Source organism: Bacillus sp. LR_5 (genome assembly GCF_042709275.1).
The window spans coordinates 1-13,984 of record NZ_JAVAXX010000172.1; the positions used below are offsets into that span (position 1 = coordinate 1).

Below are 13,984 nucleotides of genomic sequence, written 5' to 3' on the forward strand. Positions count from 1 at the left end.
TTGCTACCGCTGTAACGGAAAAGAAACTGAATAGACGGTGCCGAGCGCGAACCTTTTCTCATGGGGAAAGGGTTTTTTGCTGTTTCTATGTATAAAACCTTTCTGATTTGGCATATGGTTTATATAACTGGAACCATAGGGAAAGGATCGATTAGGACATGGGAAGATTCCTGAAAACAGCTGTCGATGCATTGAAAGTTTTCATCCTGTTTACCGGTTTTACCGCTTTGTTCTATTATGCTATGATATGGGTGAATCAAGAGTATGAAAACTATCATCGGTATGATAAACCGGAAGGCTCCGCTGTAAAAGTTGTTGAAATGGATCAGGATGAAAAAGGCGGATGGCTCGACCGGTTGATCTTTTTTTACCAAAACGGGGAGTAGATCAAGAGTGAAAGATCAAATAAAGGATTTCATCCACTACGTCATGGTAGAGAGAGGGCTCTCTCAAAATACGATCGTATCCTATGAACGTGACTTGAAAAGCTATTCTCTCTACTTAACAGAAACCCTTCATGTGACGGATTGGAATCACGTTACCCGCATACATATTATCCAATACTTAAAGCATTTGAAGGACTCGGGGAAATCCGGCAAGACATCGGCGCGGCATTTGGCATCCATTCGCTCTTTTCATCAATTTCTGCTCAGGGAAAAAGTAACGGATAAGGACCCTTCCGTTCATATCGAAACACAAAAGACGGAACGGGCGCTTCCAAAGGTGCTCGCACTCAATGAAGTCGAGCGATTATTGGACACGCCTAAGCTGACGAGCCCATTCGGCTATCGGGATAAAGCAATGCTGGAGCTGCTTTATGCGACAGGCATACGAGTCAGTGAAATGATTGAGTTGAAAACGGCAGATGTTCATTTATCTATGGGGTTTATCCGATGCTTCGGCAAAGGCAGAAAAGAACGGATTGTGCCAATTGGTGAAGCCGCCGCTTCCGCCATTGAGGAATATATGACAAAAGCCAGGGGGAAACTGTTAAAGAACAATGTGTCTGACGCCCTATTTTTAAATCATCACGGCAAACAGATCAGCCGCCAGGGATTTTGGAAGAACCTGAAAAAAATCGCGTTGGAAGCCGGCATTAAGAAAGAGCTGACTCCGCATACGCTCAGGCATTCCTTTGCGACGCATCTGCTTGAGAACGGGGCAGATTTAAGAGCGGTGCAGGAAATGCTCGGGCATGCGGATATATCCACGACGCAAATTTATACGCATGTGACGAAAACAAGGCTGAAGGATGTGTACAAGCAGTTTCATCCGCGAGCATAGCCGCAGGTGGCTGCGGCTTTTTTGTTTAGAGCGACAGAAAATATTGAAGTTTCTCATTATTTCCAAATGCATTGTCAACGGGAATGAAAACGGTTTATACTTGAGTTGTCAGACCTCTTAGCGATACAATAGACGTATAGAAAAAAAGGAGGCTTTCAAGATGCCTGCATACAAATATAATCGTGTGTTTTTAATTGTGATGGACTCAGTCGGAATCGGCGAAGCGCCGGATGCCGCTGACTTTAATGACGAAGGCGCTAATACGCTCGGTCATATTGCCGAGCATATGAACGGATTACATATGCCGAATATGGCAAAGCTCGGCCTTGGTCTTATCGAAGATATCAAAGGTATAGAAAAAACAGAACATCCGCTTGCGTATTATGGAAAAATGCAAGAAGCGTCAAACGGCAAAGATACGATGACCGGCCATTGGGAGATTATGGGTTTATACATTGATAAACCGTTTAAAGTGTTCCCGGAAGGCTTTCCTGATGAATTGCTTCAAGAGCTGGAAAAGAGATCTGGCCGCAAAATTATTGGAAACAAGCCGGCTTCCGGCACAGCGATTTTGGATGAGCTTGGTCAGGAACACATGGAGACAGGGGCTTTAATTGTTTACACGTCTGCTGACTCTGTTCTGCAAATTGCCGCTCACGAAGAGGTTGTGCCGCTTGAGGAGCTGTATCGCATTTGCGAAACGGCGAGAGAGCTGACGCTTGATCCGAAATATATGGTTGGCCGTATTATTGCACGGCCGTTCGTCGGAGAGCCGGGTCAATTCAAACGGACGCCAAACCGCCATGATTATGCCCTTAAACCGTTTGATCGCACTGTCATGAATGAATTGAAAGACAGCGGCTTAGATGTGATTTCAATCGGTAAAATCTCTGATATTTACGACGGAGAAGGCATTACTTCTTCACGCAGAACGGTTTCCAATATGGACGGAATGGACAAGGTGATCGATACGCTGGGAGAAGACTTTACGGGTCTGAGCTTTGCGAACCTTGTTGATTTTGACGCGTTATTCGGACACCGCCGTGACCCTGAAGGCTACGGACGCGCGCTTGAAGAATTTGATGCGCGGCTTCCGGAAGTGTTTGAAAAAATGAGAGAAGACGATCTGTTAATTATTACAGCCGACCACGGCAATGATCCGATTCATCATGGGACTGACCATACACGCGAGTATGTGCCGATTCTCGCTTACAGCAAAAAACATAAGAAAGCGCAAATGCTGCCGCTTGCAGATACATTTGCTGATATTGGCGCAACGATCGCTGATAATTTCCAAACGAATAAACCGAAATACGGGAAAAGCTTTTTATCTTTATTACAATAGGGGGACTGTTTCTTGAAGGACAGAATTGAACGCGCAGCAGCTTTTATTAAACAAAACCTGCCGGAATCTCCGAAGATCGGCCTTATTTTAGGCTCAGGTCTTGGCATTTTGGCTGACGAAATCGAAAATCCGGTCAAGCTGAAATATGAAGACATACCTGAATTCCCGGTATCTACTGTTGAAGGGCATGCCGGACAACTTGTGCTTGGCACTCTTGAAGGAGTTTCCGTCATTGCAATGCAGGGCCGCTTTCATTTTTATGAAGGCTACTCAATGGAGAAAGTCACATTCCCTGTACGCGTGATGAAAGCGCTCGGTGTGGAAGCGTTGATCGTGACAAATGCCGCAGGCGGTGTCAACACTGAATTCCGTGCGGGAGACTTAATGATTATTACCGATCATATCAACTTTATGGGAACAAACCCGTTAATCGGGCCAAACGAAGCTGATTTCGGCGCCAGATTTCCAGATATGTCTTCAGCCTATGATAAAGATCTGTCCAGCCTGGCTGAAAAGATTGCGAGAGACCTTAATATCCCAATTCAAAAAGGCGTGTACACTGCTGTGACAGGACCTTCTTACGAAACACCGGCAGAAGTCCGTTTCTTAAGAACGATGGGCTCTGATGCTGTCGGCATGTCTACTGTTCCGGAAGTCATTGTGGCGAATCATGCGGGAATGCGGGTTCTTGGCATTTCCTGCATCTCTAACGCGGCAGCCGGAATTCTGGATCAGCCTTTAAGTCACGATGAAGTTATGGAAGTGACCGAAAAAGTAAAAGCTGGATTCTTGAAGCTTGTTAAAGCGATCGTCGCTCAGTACGAATAAATATGAATCAATGCAGGACCAAAAGACAGCTGTGACTGATATCACACAGCTGTCTTTTTTTATGCCCAAAATTCGAAACATTTTCCATCAGTGGCGTATAAAACCATCCCGCTTGGAAAAAATAAAAAGGATTATGAAATGGAGGGCTTTTGAGATGAAACGTCTTTTATCCACTTTGTTGATTGGTATAATGCTGCTTACATTTGCACCGTCTGCATTTGCAAAACAAGACGGAAAACGTACATCGGAGCTTGCTCATGAAGCGAAGTCTGCGGTGCTGATAGAACGTGACACAGGAAAAGTGCTTTACAACAAGAACAGCAATGAGAGACTGGCGCCTGCAAGCATGACGAAAATTATGACGATGCTTTTGATTATGGAAGCTTTAGATAAAGGCAAAATCAAAATGAGTGATAAGGTCCGTACAAGCGAGCATGCGGCGTCAATGGGCGGCTCACAGATCTTCCTTGAGCCCGGCGAAGAAATGACTGTCAAAGAAATGCTGAAGGGTATCGCAATCGCTTCGGGAAATGACGCTTCTGTAGCCATGGCTGAATTTATTTCCGGCTCTGAAGAAGAATTTGTTCAGAAAATGAACAAAAAAGCAAAAGAGCTGGGATTGAAAAATACATCCTTCAAAAACCCGACCGGATTGACCGAGGAAGGACATTACAGCTCTGCTTATGACATGGCAATCATGGCTAAGGAATTATTGAAATACGAATCAATTACGAAGTTTACCGGCACGTATGAAGATTACCTTCGTGAAAATACAGATAAAAAGTTTTGGCTTGTGAATACAAATCGCCTTATCAAATTTTATCCTGGTGTAGACGGCGTAAAAACAGGCTATACAGGCGAAGCGAAATATTGTCTGACTGCTTCGGCAAAAAAAGGAAACATGCGGGCCATAGCGGTTGTATTCGGAGCGAGCACGCCTAAAGAAAGAAACGCGCAAGTGACAAAAATGCTTGACTTCGCCTTTAGCCAGTATGAAACGCATCCTTTATATAAACGAAATGAAACAGTAGCAAAAGTAAAGGTCAAAAAAGGGAAACAAAAATTGATCGAACTCTCTACATCTGAGCCGATTTCAATATTGACGAAAAAAGGCGAGGATATGAACGATGTGAAAAAAGAAATCAAGATGAAGGACAATATTAGTGCTCCGATTCAAAAAGGCCAAGAGCTTGGCACTCTAGTTCTGAAAAAGGATGGAGAAGTACTCGCTGAAAGTCCTGTTGCTGCAAAAGAAGATATGAAGAAAGCCGGGTTTATCACATTCTTGAAGCGGACGATGGGAGACTGGACAAAATTTAAGTAATTATGCCGAATGACCACTAGTTTTGTCACGGTGAAGGAATTCATTCCGTCGAAATCGAAACACTCATTATCCGATCATATCAAGGAGGAATGAGCATGAGCCTTGGAATTGACATGAATGTCAAAGAATCTGTGCTTTGTATTCGATTAACAGGCGAACTCGATCACCATACGGCTGAAACCCTGAAGCAAAAAGTGACTCAATCATTGGAGAAGGATGATATTCGCCATATCGTGCTGAACTTGGAGGACCTTTCCTTTATGGACAGCTCGGGGCTTGGCGTTATTTTAGGAAGATACAAGCAAATTAAGCAAATTGGCGGAGAAATGGTTGTTTGCGCTATCTCTCCTGCGGTGAAGCGATTGTTTGATATGTCGGGTCTGTTTAAAATTATCCGATTTGAACAATCTGAACAGCAGGCACTCCTGACACTGGGGGTGGCATCATGAAAAATGAAATGCACCTTGAGTTTTCTGCCCTCAGTCAGAATGAATCGTTCGCCCGTGTGACAGTTGCTTCATTTATAGCTCAGCTGGACCCGACAATGGATGAACTGACTGAAATCAAAACAGTCGTGTCAGAGGCTGTCACGAATGCGATTATCCATGGATATGAAGAGAACTGTGAAGGGAAAGTTTACATTTCAGTGACGCTGGAAGATCATGTCGTATATATGACTATTCGTGATGAAGGCTTAGGCATTACAGATCTTGAAGAAGCCCGTCAGCCTCTATTTACGACTAAGCCTGAGCTTGAGCGCTCTGGAATGGGCTTTACCATTATGGAAAATTTCATGGATGATGTCAGTATCGATTCATCGCCTGAAATGGGAACAACGATTCGCTTAACAAAGCACTTATCAAAAAGCAAAGCGCTTTGTAATTAAGGAGATTTGTTATGGATGTGGAGGTTAAGAAAAACGGCAAAAACGCTCAGCTGAAGGATCATGAAGTAAAGGAATTAATCAAACAAAGCCAAAATGGCGACCAGCAGGCAAGAGACCTCCTCATAGAAAAAAACATGCGTCTTGTTTGGTCTGTCGTACAGCGGTTTTTAAACAGAGGATATGAGCCTGACGATCTCTTCCAGATCGGCTGCATCGGGCTGTTAAAATCTGTTGACAAATTTGATTTAACCTATGATGTGCGTTTTTCAACGTATGCAGTGCCGATGATTATCGGAGAAATCCAACGATTTATCCGTGATGACGGAACCGTAAAGGTATCACGGTCATTAAAAGAGCTTGGAAACAAAATCCGGCGCGCGAAGGATGAGCTTTCGAAAACACTGGGCAGAGTGCCGACGGTGCAGGAGATCGCTGACCATTTGGAGATTGAAGCTGAGGATGTTGTACTGGCCCAAGAGGCGGTAAGGGCTCCATCTTCGATTCACGAAACCGTTTATGAAAATGACGGAGATCCGATTACCCTGCTTGATCAAATCGCTGACAACTCAGAAGAAAAATGGTTTGACAAAATTGCGCTGAAAGAAGCAATCAGCGATTTGGAGGAAAGGGAAAAACTAATCGTCTATCTCAGATATTATAAAGACCAGACACAGTCCGAGGTGGCTGAGCGGCTCGGGATCTCTCAGGTGCAGGTTTCCAGGCTTGAAAAGAAAATATTAAAACAGATCAAGGTTCAAATGGATCATACGGATGGCTAGCCTGCAGTGCAGGCTAGCTTTTTTGTGTGCAAAAGCGTGGTAATTTATGGTCTTTTCGAGCGGATGAATGAGAACAAAATCGAACCACATACTACATATATAACCACCGAAAGATGGTGATCAATGATGGAACGACGAATATTTATCCGGCTTCGCCACCGAGTGCTGGCACATCCAGGGGATATTATTACCGTTGGAGATGCCGCGCAAATAGAAGGGCAGCTTCAGCTGATAAAGAAACTTTCGGCTATGCCGCTTTATCAGGTGAGCGAAAAAGATAAAAATATCGTAATTCTGGATATCATACAAGTCCTCAGAGCCATTCATTTACAAGACCCGACACTTGATGTTCAAACCGTAGGCGGAGCAGAAACCATTGTTGAAATTCAGTATCGAAAGCGAAATTTATCAACGGTTCTATTTATCGGTGTCTGGCTGCTTCTGTTTATTGGATCGTGTCTTGCCATCATGAACTTTCATGAGGATGTAAGCATGAGAGATGTTCATATCGCACTATATGAAATCATAACCGGAGAGAGGAATGACTATCCATATTTGCTTCAAATCCCATACAGCATCGGTTTGGGACTGGGGATGATCGTGTTTTTTAACCACATATTTAAAAAGCGCCTAAATGAAGAGCCCAGCCCGCTAGAGGTTGAGATGTTTAACTATCAGCTTGATCTCGATCAATATGTGGCCATGCATGAGAATCAAGAAACCATAAAGGATCTGCATGATCGTTAGTGTATTGTTCATTATTTTTGTCGGGCTCGGCGGAGGCATAACGGTGGGGGCGGGTTTCGTTGCTTTTTTAACCGTAATGGGAATCATTCCGCGGCTGATGCAGCTCACCAAAACAATGAGATTTGTTCAGGCTTATGAAGCGGCTGTTATTCTTGGCGCGGTTTGCGGGGGATGGGAGACGCTTCATATGAATCATCTTTATCTAACAAAATGGATAGCTGTGCCGGTCGGGCTTCTGGCAGGTTTGTTCGTCGGGATGCTAGCGGCTGCTCTTACAGAGGTTTTAAATGTCCTGCCGATTTTGGCGAAACGAATCGGGCTCAGAAGTAAAATCATTATTCTGTTAATGGCCATCGTGATTGGGAAAATCGCGGGATCTTTATTTCACTGGCTGTACTTTATTGACCATTCATAAGGAGGTTTCAAGATGACAAACATAAAAGAAAATTACAAATCAAAAGTGAAAACATATCAGCCTAAGCCGCCTTACGTCTGGAACTGTGTAAAAGCCTTTTTAGTGGGCGGACTGATTTGTGCAATCGGGCAAGGTCTGCAAAATTTTTATATCCATTTTTTTGATTTCAATGAAAAAACTGCGGGGAATCCAACAGCTGCAACGCTGATATTAATCTCTGCCCTGCTTACAGGGCTTGGCATCTATGACAGAATCGGACAATTCGCAGGCGCAGGTTCAGCCGTACCTGTCACAGGTTTTGCCAACAGTATGGCAAGCGCGGCTCTTGAATATAAAAGCGAAGGATTAGTGCTTGGAGTAGCGACAAATATGTTTAAACTGGCAGGAAATGTTATTGTTTTCGGAGTTGTAGCTGCATACATCGTTGGAATGATTCGGTTTGCTTTTGAGAAACTGATGTCATAGGAGGAGAAGAAAATGAAATTAACAGGAAAGCAAACCTGGGTATTTGAAAATCCCATATTTGTCAACTCAGCAGGAACGGCAGCAGGACCAAAGGAAAAAGACGGACCGCTCGGCTCTTTATTTGATAAAACCTATGACGAAATGCATTGTAATCAAAAAAGCTGGGAAATGGCGGAACGGCAGCTGATGGAAGACGCTGTTAATGTTGCACTTCAAAAAAACAATCTGACAAAAGATGATATTGACCTATTGCTGGCAGGCGACTTGCTGAACCAAAACGTGACGGCTAACTATGTCGCAAGACACTTGAAAATCCCATTTCTTTGTATGTTTGGCGCCTGTTCAACATCAATGGAAACAGTGGCTGTCGCATCAGCCTTAGTTGATGGCGGGTTTGCCAAAAGGGCACTCGCTGCCACTAGCAGTCACAATGCAACTGCGGAAAGACAGTTTCGCTATCCGACAGAATACGGAGGCCAAAAACCGGACACTGCTACCTCCACTGTAACCGGAAGCGGTGCAGTTGTCATCAGTCAGACACCGGGTGATATCCAAATCACAAGTGCGACTGTCGGGAAGGTTTCTGATTTAGGAATTACAGATCCTTTTGATATGGGATCGGCTATGGCTCCGGCTGCAGCTGATACGATTAAGCAGCACTTTAAAGATCTCAACCGGACAGCGGATGACTATGATCTAATCCTGACAGGTGACCTGTCAGGCGTCGGTTCTCCAATCGTAAAAGACATTTTAAAAGAAGATGGATATCCAGTCGGCACAAAGCATGATGATTGCGGGCTTCTGATTTACACTCCGGATCAGCAGGTCTTTGCCGGGGGGAGCGGCTGTGCTTGTTCAGCGGTTGTCACCTACTCTCATATTTTTAAGCAGCTGAGAGAAGGAAAACTAAACCGTGTATTTGTCGTGGCGACCGGGGCGCTATTAAGCCCGACGATGATCCAGCAAAAAGAAACCATCCCGACTATCGCCCACGGGGTTGTATTTGAGCGTGCAGGAGGTGCATCTTAATATGGACTACCTTTTGGCTTTTGTCTGCGGCGGGGCCATCTGTATCGTCGGCCAGCTGCTCTTGGATATTTTTAAATTGACGCCAGCTCATGTCATGACATCATTTGTTGTAATCGGTGCAATATTAGATGGTTTCGGCATTTACGATAAATTTATTGAATTTGCCGGAGGAGGCGCCACCGTTCCGATCGTCAGCTTCGGTCACAGTCTTCTGCACGGCGCCATGCATCAGGCGCATATACACGGATTTATCGGAATCGGCATGGGGATTTTTGAGCTGACCTCGGCCGGTATCTCAGCCGCTATTCTTTTCGCCTTTATCGTAGCTGTTATTTTCAAACCGAAAGGATAATGCCGACATGACGACAAAACGCAAGGTCATACTGGTAACAGACGGGGATGTTTATGCCGCTAAAACAATTGAATACGCCGCAAGCAAAGTGGGAGGCCGATGTATTTCACAATCAAAAGGGAATCCTTCCACCCGCAGCGGCGCCGAGCTTGTCAAGCTGATCGCCTCAGCACCGTATGATCCTGTATTTGTCATGTTTGACGACTCCGGCCTTCAAGGAGAGGGCCCGGGAGAAGCCGCTCTAACCTATGTCGCAACCCATCCGTCTATTGAAGTGCTCGGTGTGATTGCGGTCGCGTCAAAAACACATCAGGCTGAATGGACCAGGGTCGATGTAAGCATTGACCGCAATGGAGAAATAACTGAATACGGCGTCGATAAAGTCGGGGAAAGGGAATTTGATGACCACAGAATGAGTGGAGATACAGTCTATTGCCTTGATAAACTTGATCTCCCGCTTATTGTCGGTATCGGGGATATCGGCAAAATGGGCAGAAAAGACGATATCTCAAAAGGGTCGCCAATCACCATGAAAGCGGTCGAGTTTATTTTAGAAAGGAGCGGGTATCATGCCGGACCACAAGGAAGAGAAAATTCGGGTTTATCGGAATCCAGCTAAAAATGAAGAGTATTTCAAAAACCGTGTTGGGATGGGGACGAGCTATGATGTAGGTGTTCGCAAGCTCACGATTTTAGATAAAGAGATCCAGCTTTACTATCTAAATGGATTATGCGATACAGCCTATATTATTCATTTAATGAGAGAGCTTGTTGCCATTAACAATCGGAAAGAAGACCCTGATGAGCTGGTCGACATCGTCGAAAACAGGCTGCTTAACGCCCAGGTCGAAAAAGTAAAAACCTTGGATGAAACCACCGACCAAGTGCTGTCCGGGCTCGTCGCTGTCATTGTTGAAGGTGCAGGCTTCGCATTTATAATTGATGTCAGAAGCTATCCGGGCAGAAACCCGGAAGAACCTGATACGGAAAAGGTGGTCAGGGGAGCCAGAGACGGATTTGTTGAAAATATCGTCGTCAATACGGCCCTTCTCAGAAGGCGGATCAGAGACGAACGCCTTCGAGTCAAGATGACTAAAGTTGGTGAGCGGTCAAAGACGGATTTAAGCATTTGTTATATAGAAGATATAGCTGATCCGGATCTGGTTGAGATCGTAGAAAAAGAAATTGCATCCATTGATGTCGATGGATTAACAATGGCAGACAAAACTGTCGAGGAATTCATTGTTAATCAAAGCTATAATCCTTTTCCGCTCGTGCGCTATACAGAAAGACCGGATGTGGCCGCAAATCATGTTCTAGAAGGCCATGTTATCATTATAGTGGACACATCGCCGAGTGTGATCATTACCCCGACGACTTTATTTCACCATGTGCAGCATGCTGAAGAATATAGGCAGGCGCCTTCAGTCGGGACCTTTTTAAGATGGGTAAGATTTTTCGGTATTCTTGCTTCTACTTTATTTCTTCCGATCTGGTTTCTCTTTGTGCTTCAGCCTGATCTGCTCCCGGACAACATGAAATTTATCGGTTTAAATAAAGATACGCATATCCCGATCATCCTGCAGATATTTTTAGCTGACTTAGGAATCGAGTTTCTCAGAATGGCTGCCATTCACACACCGACGGCTTTATCGACAGCAATGGGTTTAATTGCCGCTGTTCTGATCGGGCAGATTGCGATTGAGGTCGGCCTTTTTTCTCCTGAGGTGATTCTGTACGTCTCACTTGCGGCGATTGGAACCTTTACGACGCCTAGTTATGAATTAAGCTTGGCAAACAAAATGAGCCGTCTTGTCCTCATGATACTCGTTGCTTTATTTCATATAAAAGGGCTCGTCATCGGATTTACAGTGCTAATTATTGCCATGGCAAGCATCAAATCCCTTCAGACACCGTACTTATGGCCGCTGATTCCCTTTAACGGAAAGGCGCTGTGGCAGGTTCTTGTCCGCACAGCGAAACCTGGCGCAAAAGTAAGACCCAGCATCGTTCACCCCAAAAATCGCTTAAGGCAGCCTACCAATTCATAATCGCATTGAAACTGACTGAAGAGTATGATAATGTATGTCTTAATTATGAAGGGACAGTCCATAAAACTGTCCTTTCATCCATAAGCGGAGAAAGAGGGAATGACATTGTTCTTACACGGCACAAGCAGACAAAATCAACATGGTCATTTAGAAATCGGAGGTGTGGATGCTCTCTATTTAGCGGAGAAATATGGTACACCTCTTTACGTATATGATGTGGCTTTAATACGTGAGCGTGCTAAAAGCTTTAAGCAGGCGTTTATTTCTGCAGGGCTGAAAGCACAGGTGGCATATGCGAGCAAAGCATTCTCATCAGTCGCAATGATTCAGCTCGCTGAGGAAGAGGGACTTTCTTTAGATGTCGTATCCGGAGGAGAGCTATATACGGCTGTTGCAGCAGGCTTTCCGGCAGAACGCATCCACTTTCATGGAAACAATAAGAGCAGGGAAGAACTGCGGATGGCGCTTGAGCACCGCATCGGCTGCATTGTGGTGGATAATTTCTATGAAATCGCGCTTCTTGAAGACCTATGTAAAGAAACGGGTCACTCCATCGATGTTCTTCTTCGGATCACGCCCGGAGTAGAAGCGCATACGCATGACTACATTACAACGGGCCAGGAAGATTCAAAGTTTGGTTTCGATCTTCATAACGGACAAACTGAACGGGCCATTGAACAAGTATTACAATCGGAACACATTCAGCTGCTGGGTGTCCATTGCCATATCGGCTCGCAAATCTTTGATACGGCCGGTTTTGTGTTAGCAGCGGAAAAAATCTTCAAAAAACTAGACGAATGGAGAGATTCATATTCATTTGTATCCAAGGTGCTGAATCTTGGAGGAGGTTTCGGCATTCGTTATACGGAAGATGATGAACCGCTTCATGCCACTGAATACGTTGAAAAAATTATCGAAGCTGTGAAAGAAAATGCTTCCCGTTACGGTTTTGACATCCCGGAAATTTGGATCGAACCGGGCCGTTCTCTCGTGGGAGACGCAGGCACAACTCTTTATACGGTTGGCTCTCAAAAAGAAGTGCCGGGTGTCCGCCAATATGTGGCTGTAGACGGAGGCATGAACGACAATATTCGTCCTGCGCTTTACCAAGCTAAATATGAAGCTGCGGCAGCCAACAGGATCGGAGAAGCGCATGACAAAACGGTATCAATTGCCGGAAAGTGCTGTGAAAGCGGAGATATGCTGATTTGGGATATTGACCTGCCGGAAGTAAAAGAAGGCGATCTTCTTGCCGTTTTTTGTACAGGCGCTTATGGATACAGCATGGCCAACAATTATAACCGTATTCCGAGACCCGCCGTTGTATTTGTCGAAAACGGTGAGGCTCATTTAGTCGTGAAGCGAGAAACATACGAAGATATTGTAAAACTTGATCTGCCATTTAAAACGGGTGTAAAGCAATAAAAGAAAGCGCCGATTTTTCGGCGCTTTTCTTATTTGAATATAGATACAATCGCATTCCAGATAGATACGAAGAAATCAATGACTTTCTGGATGAAGTTTTTGCCTTCATCTGATTCTATGAATTTCGTAATCTTATCTTTCGCTTTATCTAGCTGGTCACTGACCTGTCCCCAGTCAATGTCAGCGTTTTTCATCTTATTGAATAGGGAGACAAGCTGATTCTTTTGGCTGTCTGTAAGTGTGACGTTTAAATCAGAAGCTGCGTCATCCACTTGTTTTTCGATGTCAGCTTTATTATCAGGCACCCCGTTTTTAGCAAACTCTTCTTTGATTTTTGCAATCAGGGCTGCCGCATTTTCGTTACCGATTTTGTCTCCAAGCTCTGATGTCGTGACAAGCTCTTGGTTGGCGACCTGCTTAACATCCTCCGAGATCGCTTCGTCAGAAGAAACTTCATACGCCTTAATCAATCCAGTTAAAGCGGCAGTCCCGGATACTTCAAACGGTGCTGTAACATACACCTTCGCATCTTTAACACCGGCTGTCATCAGTGCATTCAGGTACATTTCATCTGTGATGCCGCTGATATTATGGGTCTCAACATTCAATCCGGAGCCTTTTTTGGCAATGGTGATTGACGATGAAGAAATCGCTCTCGATCCGATTTGCGCGTTCGATATATATTTTCCTAAATATTCATGTTCTTCCTTATTGGTCACGGTTACCGTTGTGGCATTATCAGGGACATTCATTTCATCAAGCACTTTTTGTTTGTCAGATTCTGACAAATCAGCACCCAGTGTTACAATGACATCTCCAACTGCGGCATCCGCGAGACTGACCTTCGGAACCATCAGCAGCAAAACGGCCGCTGCCAGCATTCCAATCCAAATTTTCTTCAAAGCAGTTTGACCTCCTTCAATTTCACAAGCAGCTGGATAGTGCTGCTTTGTGAGGACCTGAATCATGAAAAATACAGTTCCGTTAGGTTAGACGGAGATAAAGAGATTCAGGTTTCATTTTTATTTTTTAGTAAAGCTCGGGAGATTCGTTT

Annotated in this window: 17 protein-coding genes; 16 read left to right on the forward strand and 1 reads right to left on the reverse strand. The window is 44.6% G+C overall.

Features of this window, described 5'->3' with window-relative positions; all coding sequences use genetic code 11:
* Nucleotides 1–158: 158 nt before the first annotated feature.
* The 16 genes from RAC86_RS25425 to lysA all read left to right on the forward strand — a co-directional run bounded on the left by RAC86_RS25425 (nucleotide 159) and on the right by lysA (nucleotide 12,930).
* The gene (locus RAC86_RS25425; RefSeq protein WP_014477240.1) at nucleotides 159–386 is read left to right on the forward strand and encodes a YqzK family protein; all 228 of its coding nucleotides are present in this window, start codon (nucleotides 159–161) and stop codon (nucleotides 384–386) included.
* 7 nt (nucleotides 387–393) lie between these two features.
* A complete protein-coding gene (xerD, locus tag RAC86_RS25430; RefSeq protein WP_004398985.1) occupies nucleotides 394–1,284 on the forward strand; it encodes a site-specific tyrosine recombinase XerD in 891 nt (296 codons plus the stop codon).
* 160 nt (nucleotides 1,285–1,444) lie between these two features.
* The gene (gene deoB / locus RAC86_RS25435) at nucleotides 1,445–2,629 is read left to right on the forward strand and encodes a phosphopentomutase (RefSeq protein WP_377886138.1); all 1,185 of its coding nucleotides are present in this window, start codon (nucleotides 1,445–1,447) and stop codon (nucleotides 2,627–2,629) included.
* A gap of 12 nt (nucleotides 2,630–2,641) precedes the next feature.
* Entirely contained in the window at nucleotides 2,642–3,457 is an 816-nt protein-coding gene (locus RAC86_RS25440) for a purine nucleoside phosphorylase I, inosine and guanosine-specific (RefSeq protein WP_015714207.1), read from the forward strand.
* A gap of 154 nt (nucleotides 3,458–3,611) precedes the next feature.
* Nucleotides 3,612–4,781 carry a D-alanyl-D-alanine carboxypeptidase DacF gene (gene dacF, locus RAC86_RS25445; RefSeq protein ID WP_024572758.1) on the forward strand — a complete coding sequence of 390 codons (1,170 nt, stop codon included), beginning with the start codon at nucleotides 3,612–3,614 and terminating at the stop codon, nucleotides 4,779–4,781.
* Nucleotides 4,782–4,876: 95 nt separating this feature from the next.
* Nucleotides 4,877–5,230: an anti-sigma F factor antagonist gene (gene spoIIAA / locus RAC86_RS25450; RefSeq protein WP_004398633.1), complete on the forward strand. Its 354-nt coding sequence runs from the start codon at nucleotides 4,877–4,879 to the stop codon at nucleotides 5,228–5,230.
* The gene (gene spoIIAB, locus RAC86_RS25455) at nucleotides 5,227–5,667 is read left to right on the forward strand and encodes an anti-sigma F factor (protein WP_003230452.1); all 441 of its coding nucleotides are present in this window, start codon (nucleotides 5,227–5,229) and stop codon (nucleotides 5,665–5,667) included. The genes spoIIAA and spoIIAB overlap by 4 nt, the downstream gene beginning before the upstream one ends.
* Before the next feature lie 11 nt (nucleotides 5,668–5,678).
* Nucleotides 5,679–6,446, forward strand: a complete 768-nt coding sequence (sigF, locus tag RAC86_RS25460) for an RNA polymerase sporulation sigma factor SigF (RefSeq protein ID WP_003230458.1) — start codon at nucleotides 5,679–5,681, stop codon at nucleotides 6,444–6,446.
* 126 nt (nucleotides 6,447–6,572) lie between these two features.
* Nucleotides 6,573–7,193 (forward strand): stage V sporulation protein SpoVAA, encoded by a 621-nt coding sequence (gene spoVAA / locus RAC86_RS25465; protein WP_122894955.1) that lies wholly within the window; start codon nucleotides 6,573–6,575, stop codon nucleotides 7,191–7,193.
* A complete protein-coding gene (spoVAB, locus tag RAC86_RS25470; RefSeq protein ID WP_003230463.1) occupies nucleotides 7,183–7,608 on the forward strand; it encodes a stage V sporulation protein SpoVAB in 426 nt (141 codons plus the stop codon). Before spoVAA ends, spoVAB begins: the two co-directional genes overlap by 11 nt.
* Before the next feature lie 12 nt (nucleotides 7,609–7,620).
* Complete coding sequence (spoVAC, locus tag RAC86_RS25475; protein ID WP_029726751.1) at nucleotides 7,621–8,073, forward strand: stage V sporulation protein AC; 453 nt, start codon at nucleotides 7,621–7,623, stop codon at nucleotides 8,071–8,073.
* 12 nt (nucleotides 8,074–8,085) lie between these two features.
* Complete coding sequence (gene spoVAD / locus RAC86_RS25480; protein ID WP_377886139.1) at nucleotides 8,086–9,102, forward strand: stage V sporulation protein AD; 1,017 nt, start codon at nucleotides 8,086–8,088, stop codon at nucleotides 9,100–9,102.
* A gap of 1 nt (nucleotide 9,103) precedes the next feature.
* A complete protein-coding gene (gene spoVAE, locus RAC86_RS25485; RefSeq protein ID WP_003230467.1) occupies nucleotides 9,104–9,454 on the forward strand; it encodes a stage V sporulation protein AE in 351 nt (116 codons plus the stop codon).
* Nucleotides 9,455–9,461: 7 nt separating this feature from the next.
* Complete coding sequence (spoVAEA, locus tag RAC86_RS25490; RefSeq protein ID WP_003230469.1) at nucleotides 9,462–10,073, forward strand: stage V sporulation protein SpoVABEA; 612 nt, start codon at nucleotides 9,462–9,464, stop codon at nucleotides 10,071–10,073.
* Entirely contained in the window at nucleotides 10,024–11,505 is a 1,482-nt protein-coding gene (gene spoVAF, locus RAC86_RS25495; RefSeq protein ID WP_003230471.1) for a spore germination protein SpoVAF, read from the forward strand. The genes spoVAEA and spoVAF overlap by 50 nt, the downstream gene beginning before the upstream one ends.
* Nucleotides 11,506–11,610: 105 nt before the next feature.
* Nucleotides 11,611–12,930 carry a diaminopimelate decarboxylase gene (gene lysA / locus RAC86_RS25500; RefSeq protein ID WP_004398851.1) on the forward strand — a complete coding sequence of 440 codons (1,320 nt, stop codon included), beginning with the start codon at nucleotides 11,611–11,613 and terminating at the stop codon, nucleotides 12,928–12,930.
* A 29-nt stretch (nucleotides 12,931–12,959) separates the two neighbouring features.
* On the opposite strand, the gene RAC86_RS25505 is transcribed toward lysA, so the two are convergent.
* Nucleotides 12,960–13,832 (reverse strand): DUF1002 domain-containing protein, encoded by an 873-nt coding sequence (locus tag RAC86_RS25505; protein ID WP_009967658.1) that lies wholly within the window; start codon nucleotides 13,830–13,832, stop codon nucleotides 12,960–12,962.
* Nucleotides 13,833–13,984 lie beyond the last annotated feature (152 nt).

What these genes read in the sequence shown, in the direction of transcription:
- spoVAE (WP_003230467.1), top strand. Translation starts at nt 9,104, where the DNA reads ATGGACTACCTTTTGGCTTTTGTCTGCGGCGGGGCCATCTGTATCGTC.
- spoIIAA (WP_004398633.1), top strand. Translation starts at nt 4,877, where the DNA reads ATGAGCCTTGGAATTGACATGAATGTCAAAGAATCTGTGCTTTGTATT.
- deoB (WP_377886138.1), top strand. Translation starts at nt 1,445, where the DNA reads ATGCCTGCATACAAATATAATCGTGTGTTTTTAATTGTGATGGACTCA.
- spoIIAB (WP_003230452.1), top strand. Translation starts at nt 5,227, where the DNA reads ATGAAAAATGAAATGCACCTTGAGTTTTCTGCCCTCAGTCAGAATGAA.
- spoVAB (WP_003230463.1), top strand. Translation starts at nt 7,183, where the DNA reads ATGATCGTTAGTGTATTGTTCATTATTTTTGTCGGGCTCGGCGGAGGC.
- spoVAD (WP_377886139.1), top strand. Translation starts at nt 8,086, where the DNA reads ATGAAATTAACAGGAAAGCAAACCTGGGTATTTGAAAATCCCATATTT.
- spoVAF (WP_003230471.1), top strand. Translation starts at nt 10,024, where the DNA reads ATGCCGGACCACAAGGAAGAGAAAATTCGGGTTTATCGGAATCCAGCT.
- spoVAC (WP_029726751.1), top strand. Translation starts at nt 7,621, where the DNA reads ATGACAAACATAAAAGAAAATTACAAATCAAAAGTGAAAACATATCAG.
- dacF (WP_024572758.1), top strand. Translation starts at nt 3,612, where the DNA reads ATGAAACGTCTTTTATCCACTTTGTTGATTGGTATAATGCTGCTTACA.
- spoVAA (WP_122894955.1), top strand. Translation starts at nt 6,573, where the DNA reads ATGGAACGACGAATATTTATCCGGCTTCGCCACCGAGTGCTGGCACAT.
- spoVAEA (WP_003230469.1), top strand. Translation starts at nt 9,462, where the DNA reads ATGACGACAAAACGCAAGGTCATACTGGTAACAGACGGGGATGTTTAT.
- sigF (WP_003230458.1), top strand. Translation starts at nt 5,679, where the DNA reads ATGGATGTGGAGGTTAAGAAAAACGGCAAAAACGCTCAGCTGAAGGAT.
- RAC86_RS25425 (WP_014477240.1), top strand. Translation starts at nt 159, where the DNA reads ATGGGAAGATTCCTGAAAACAGCTGTCGATGCATTGAAAGTTTTCATC.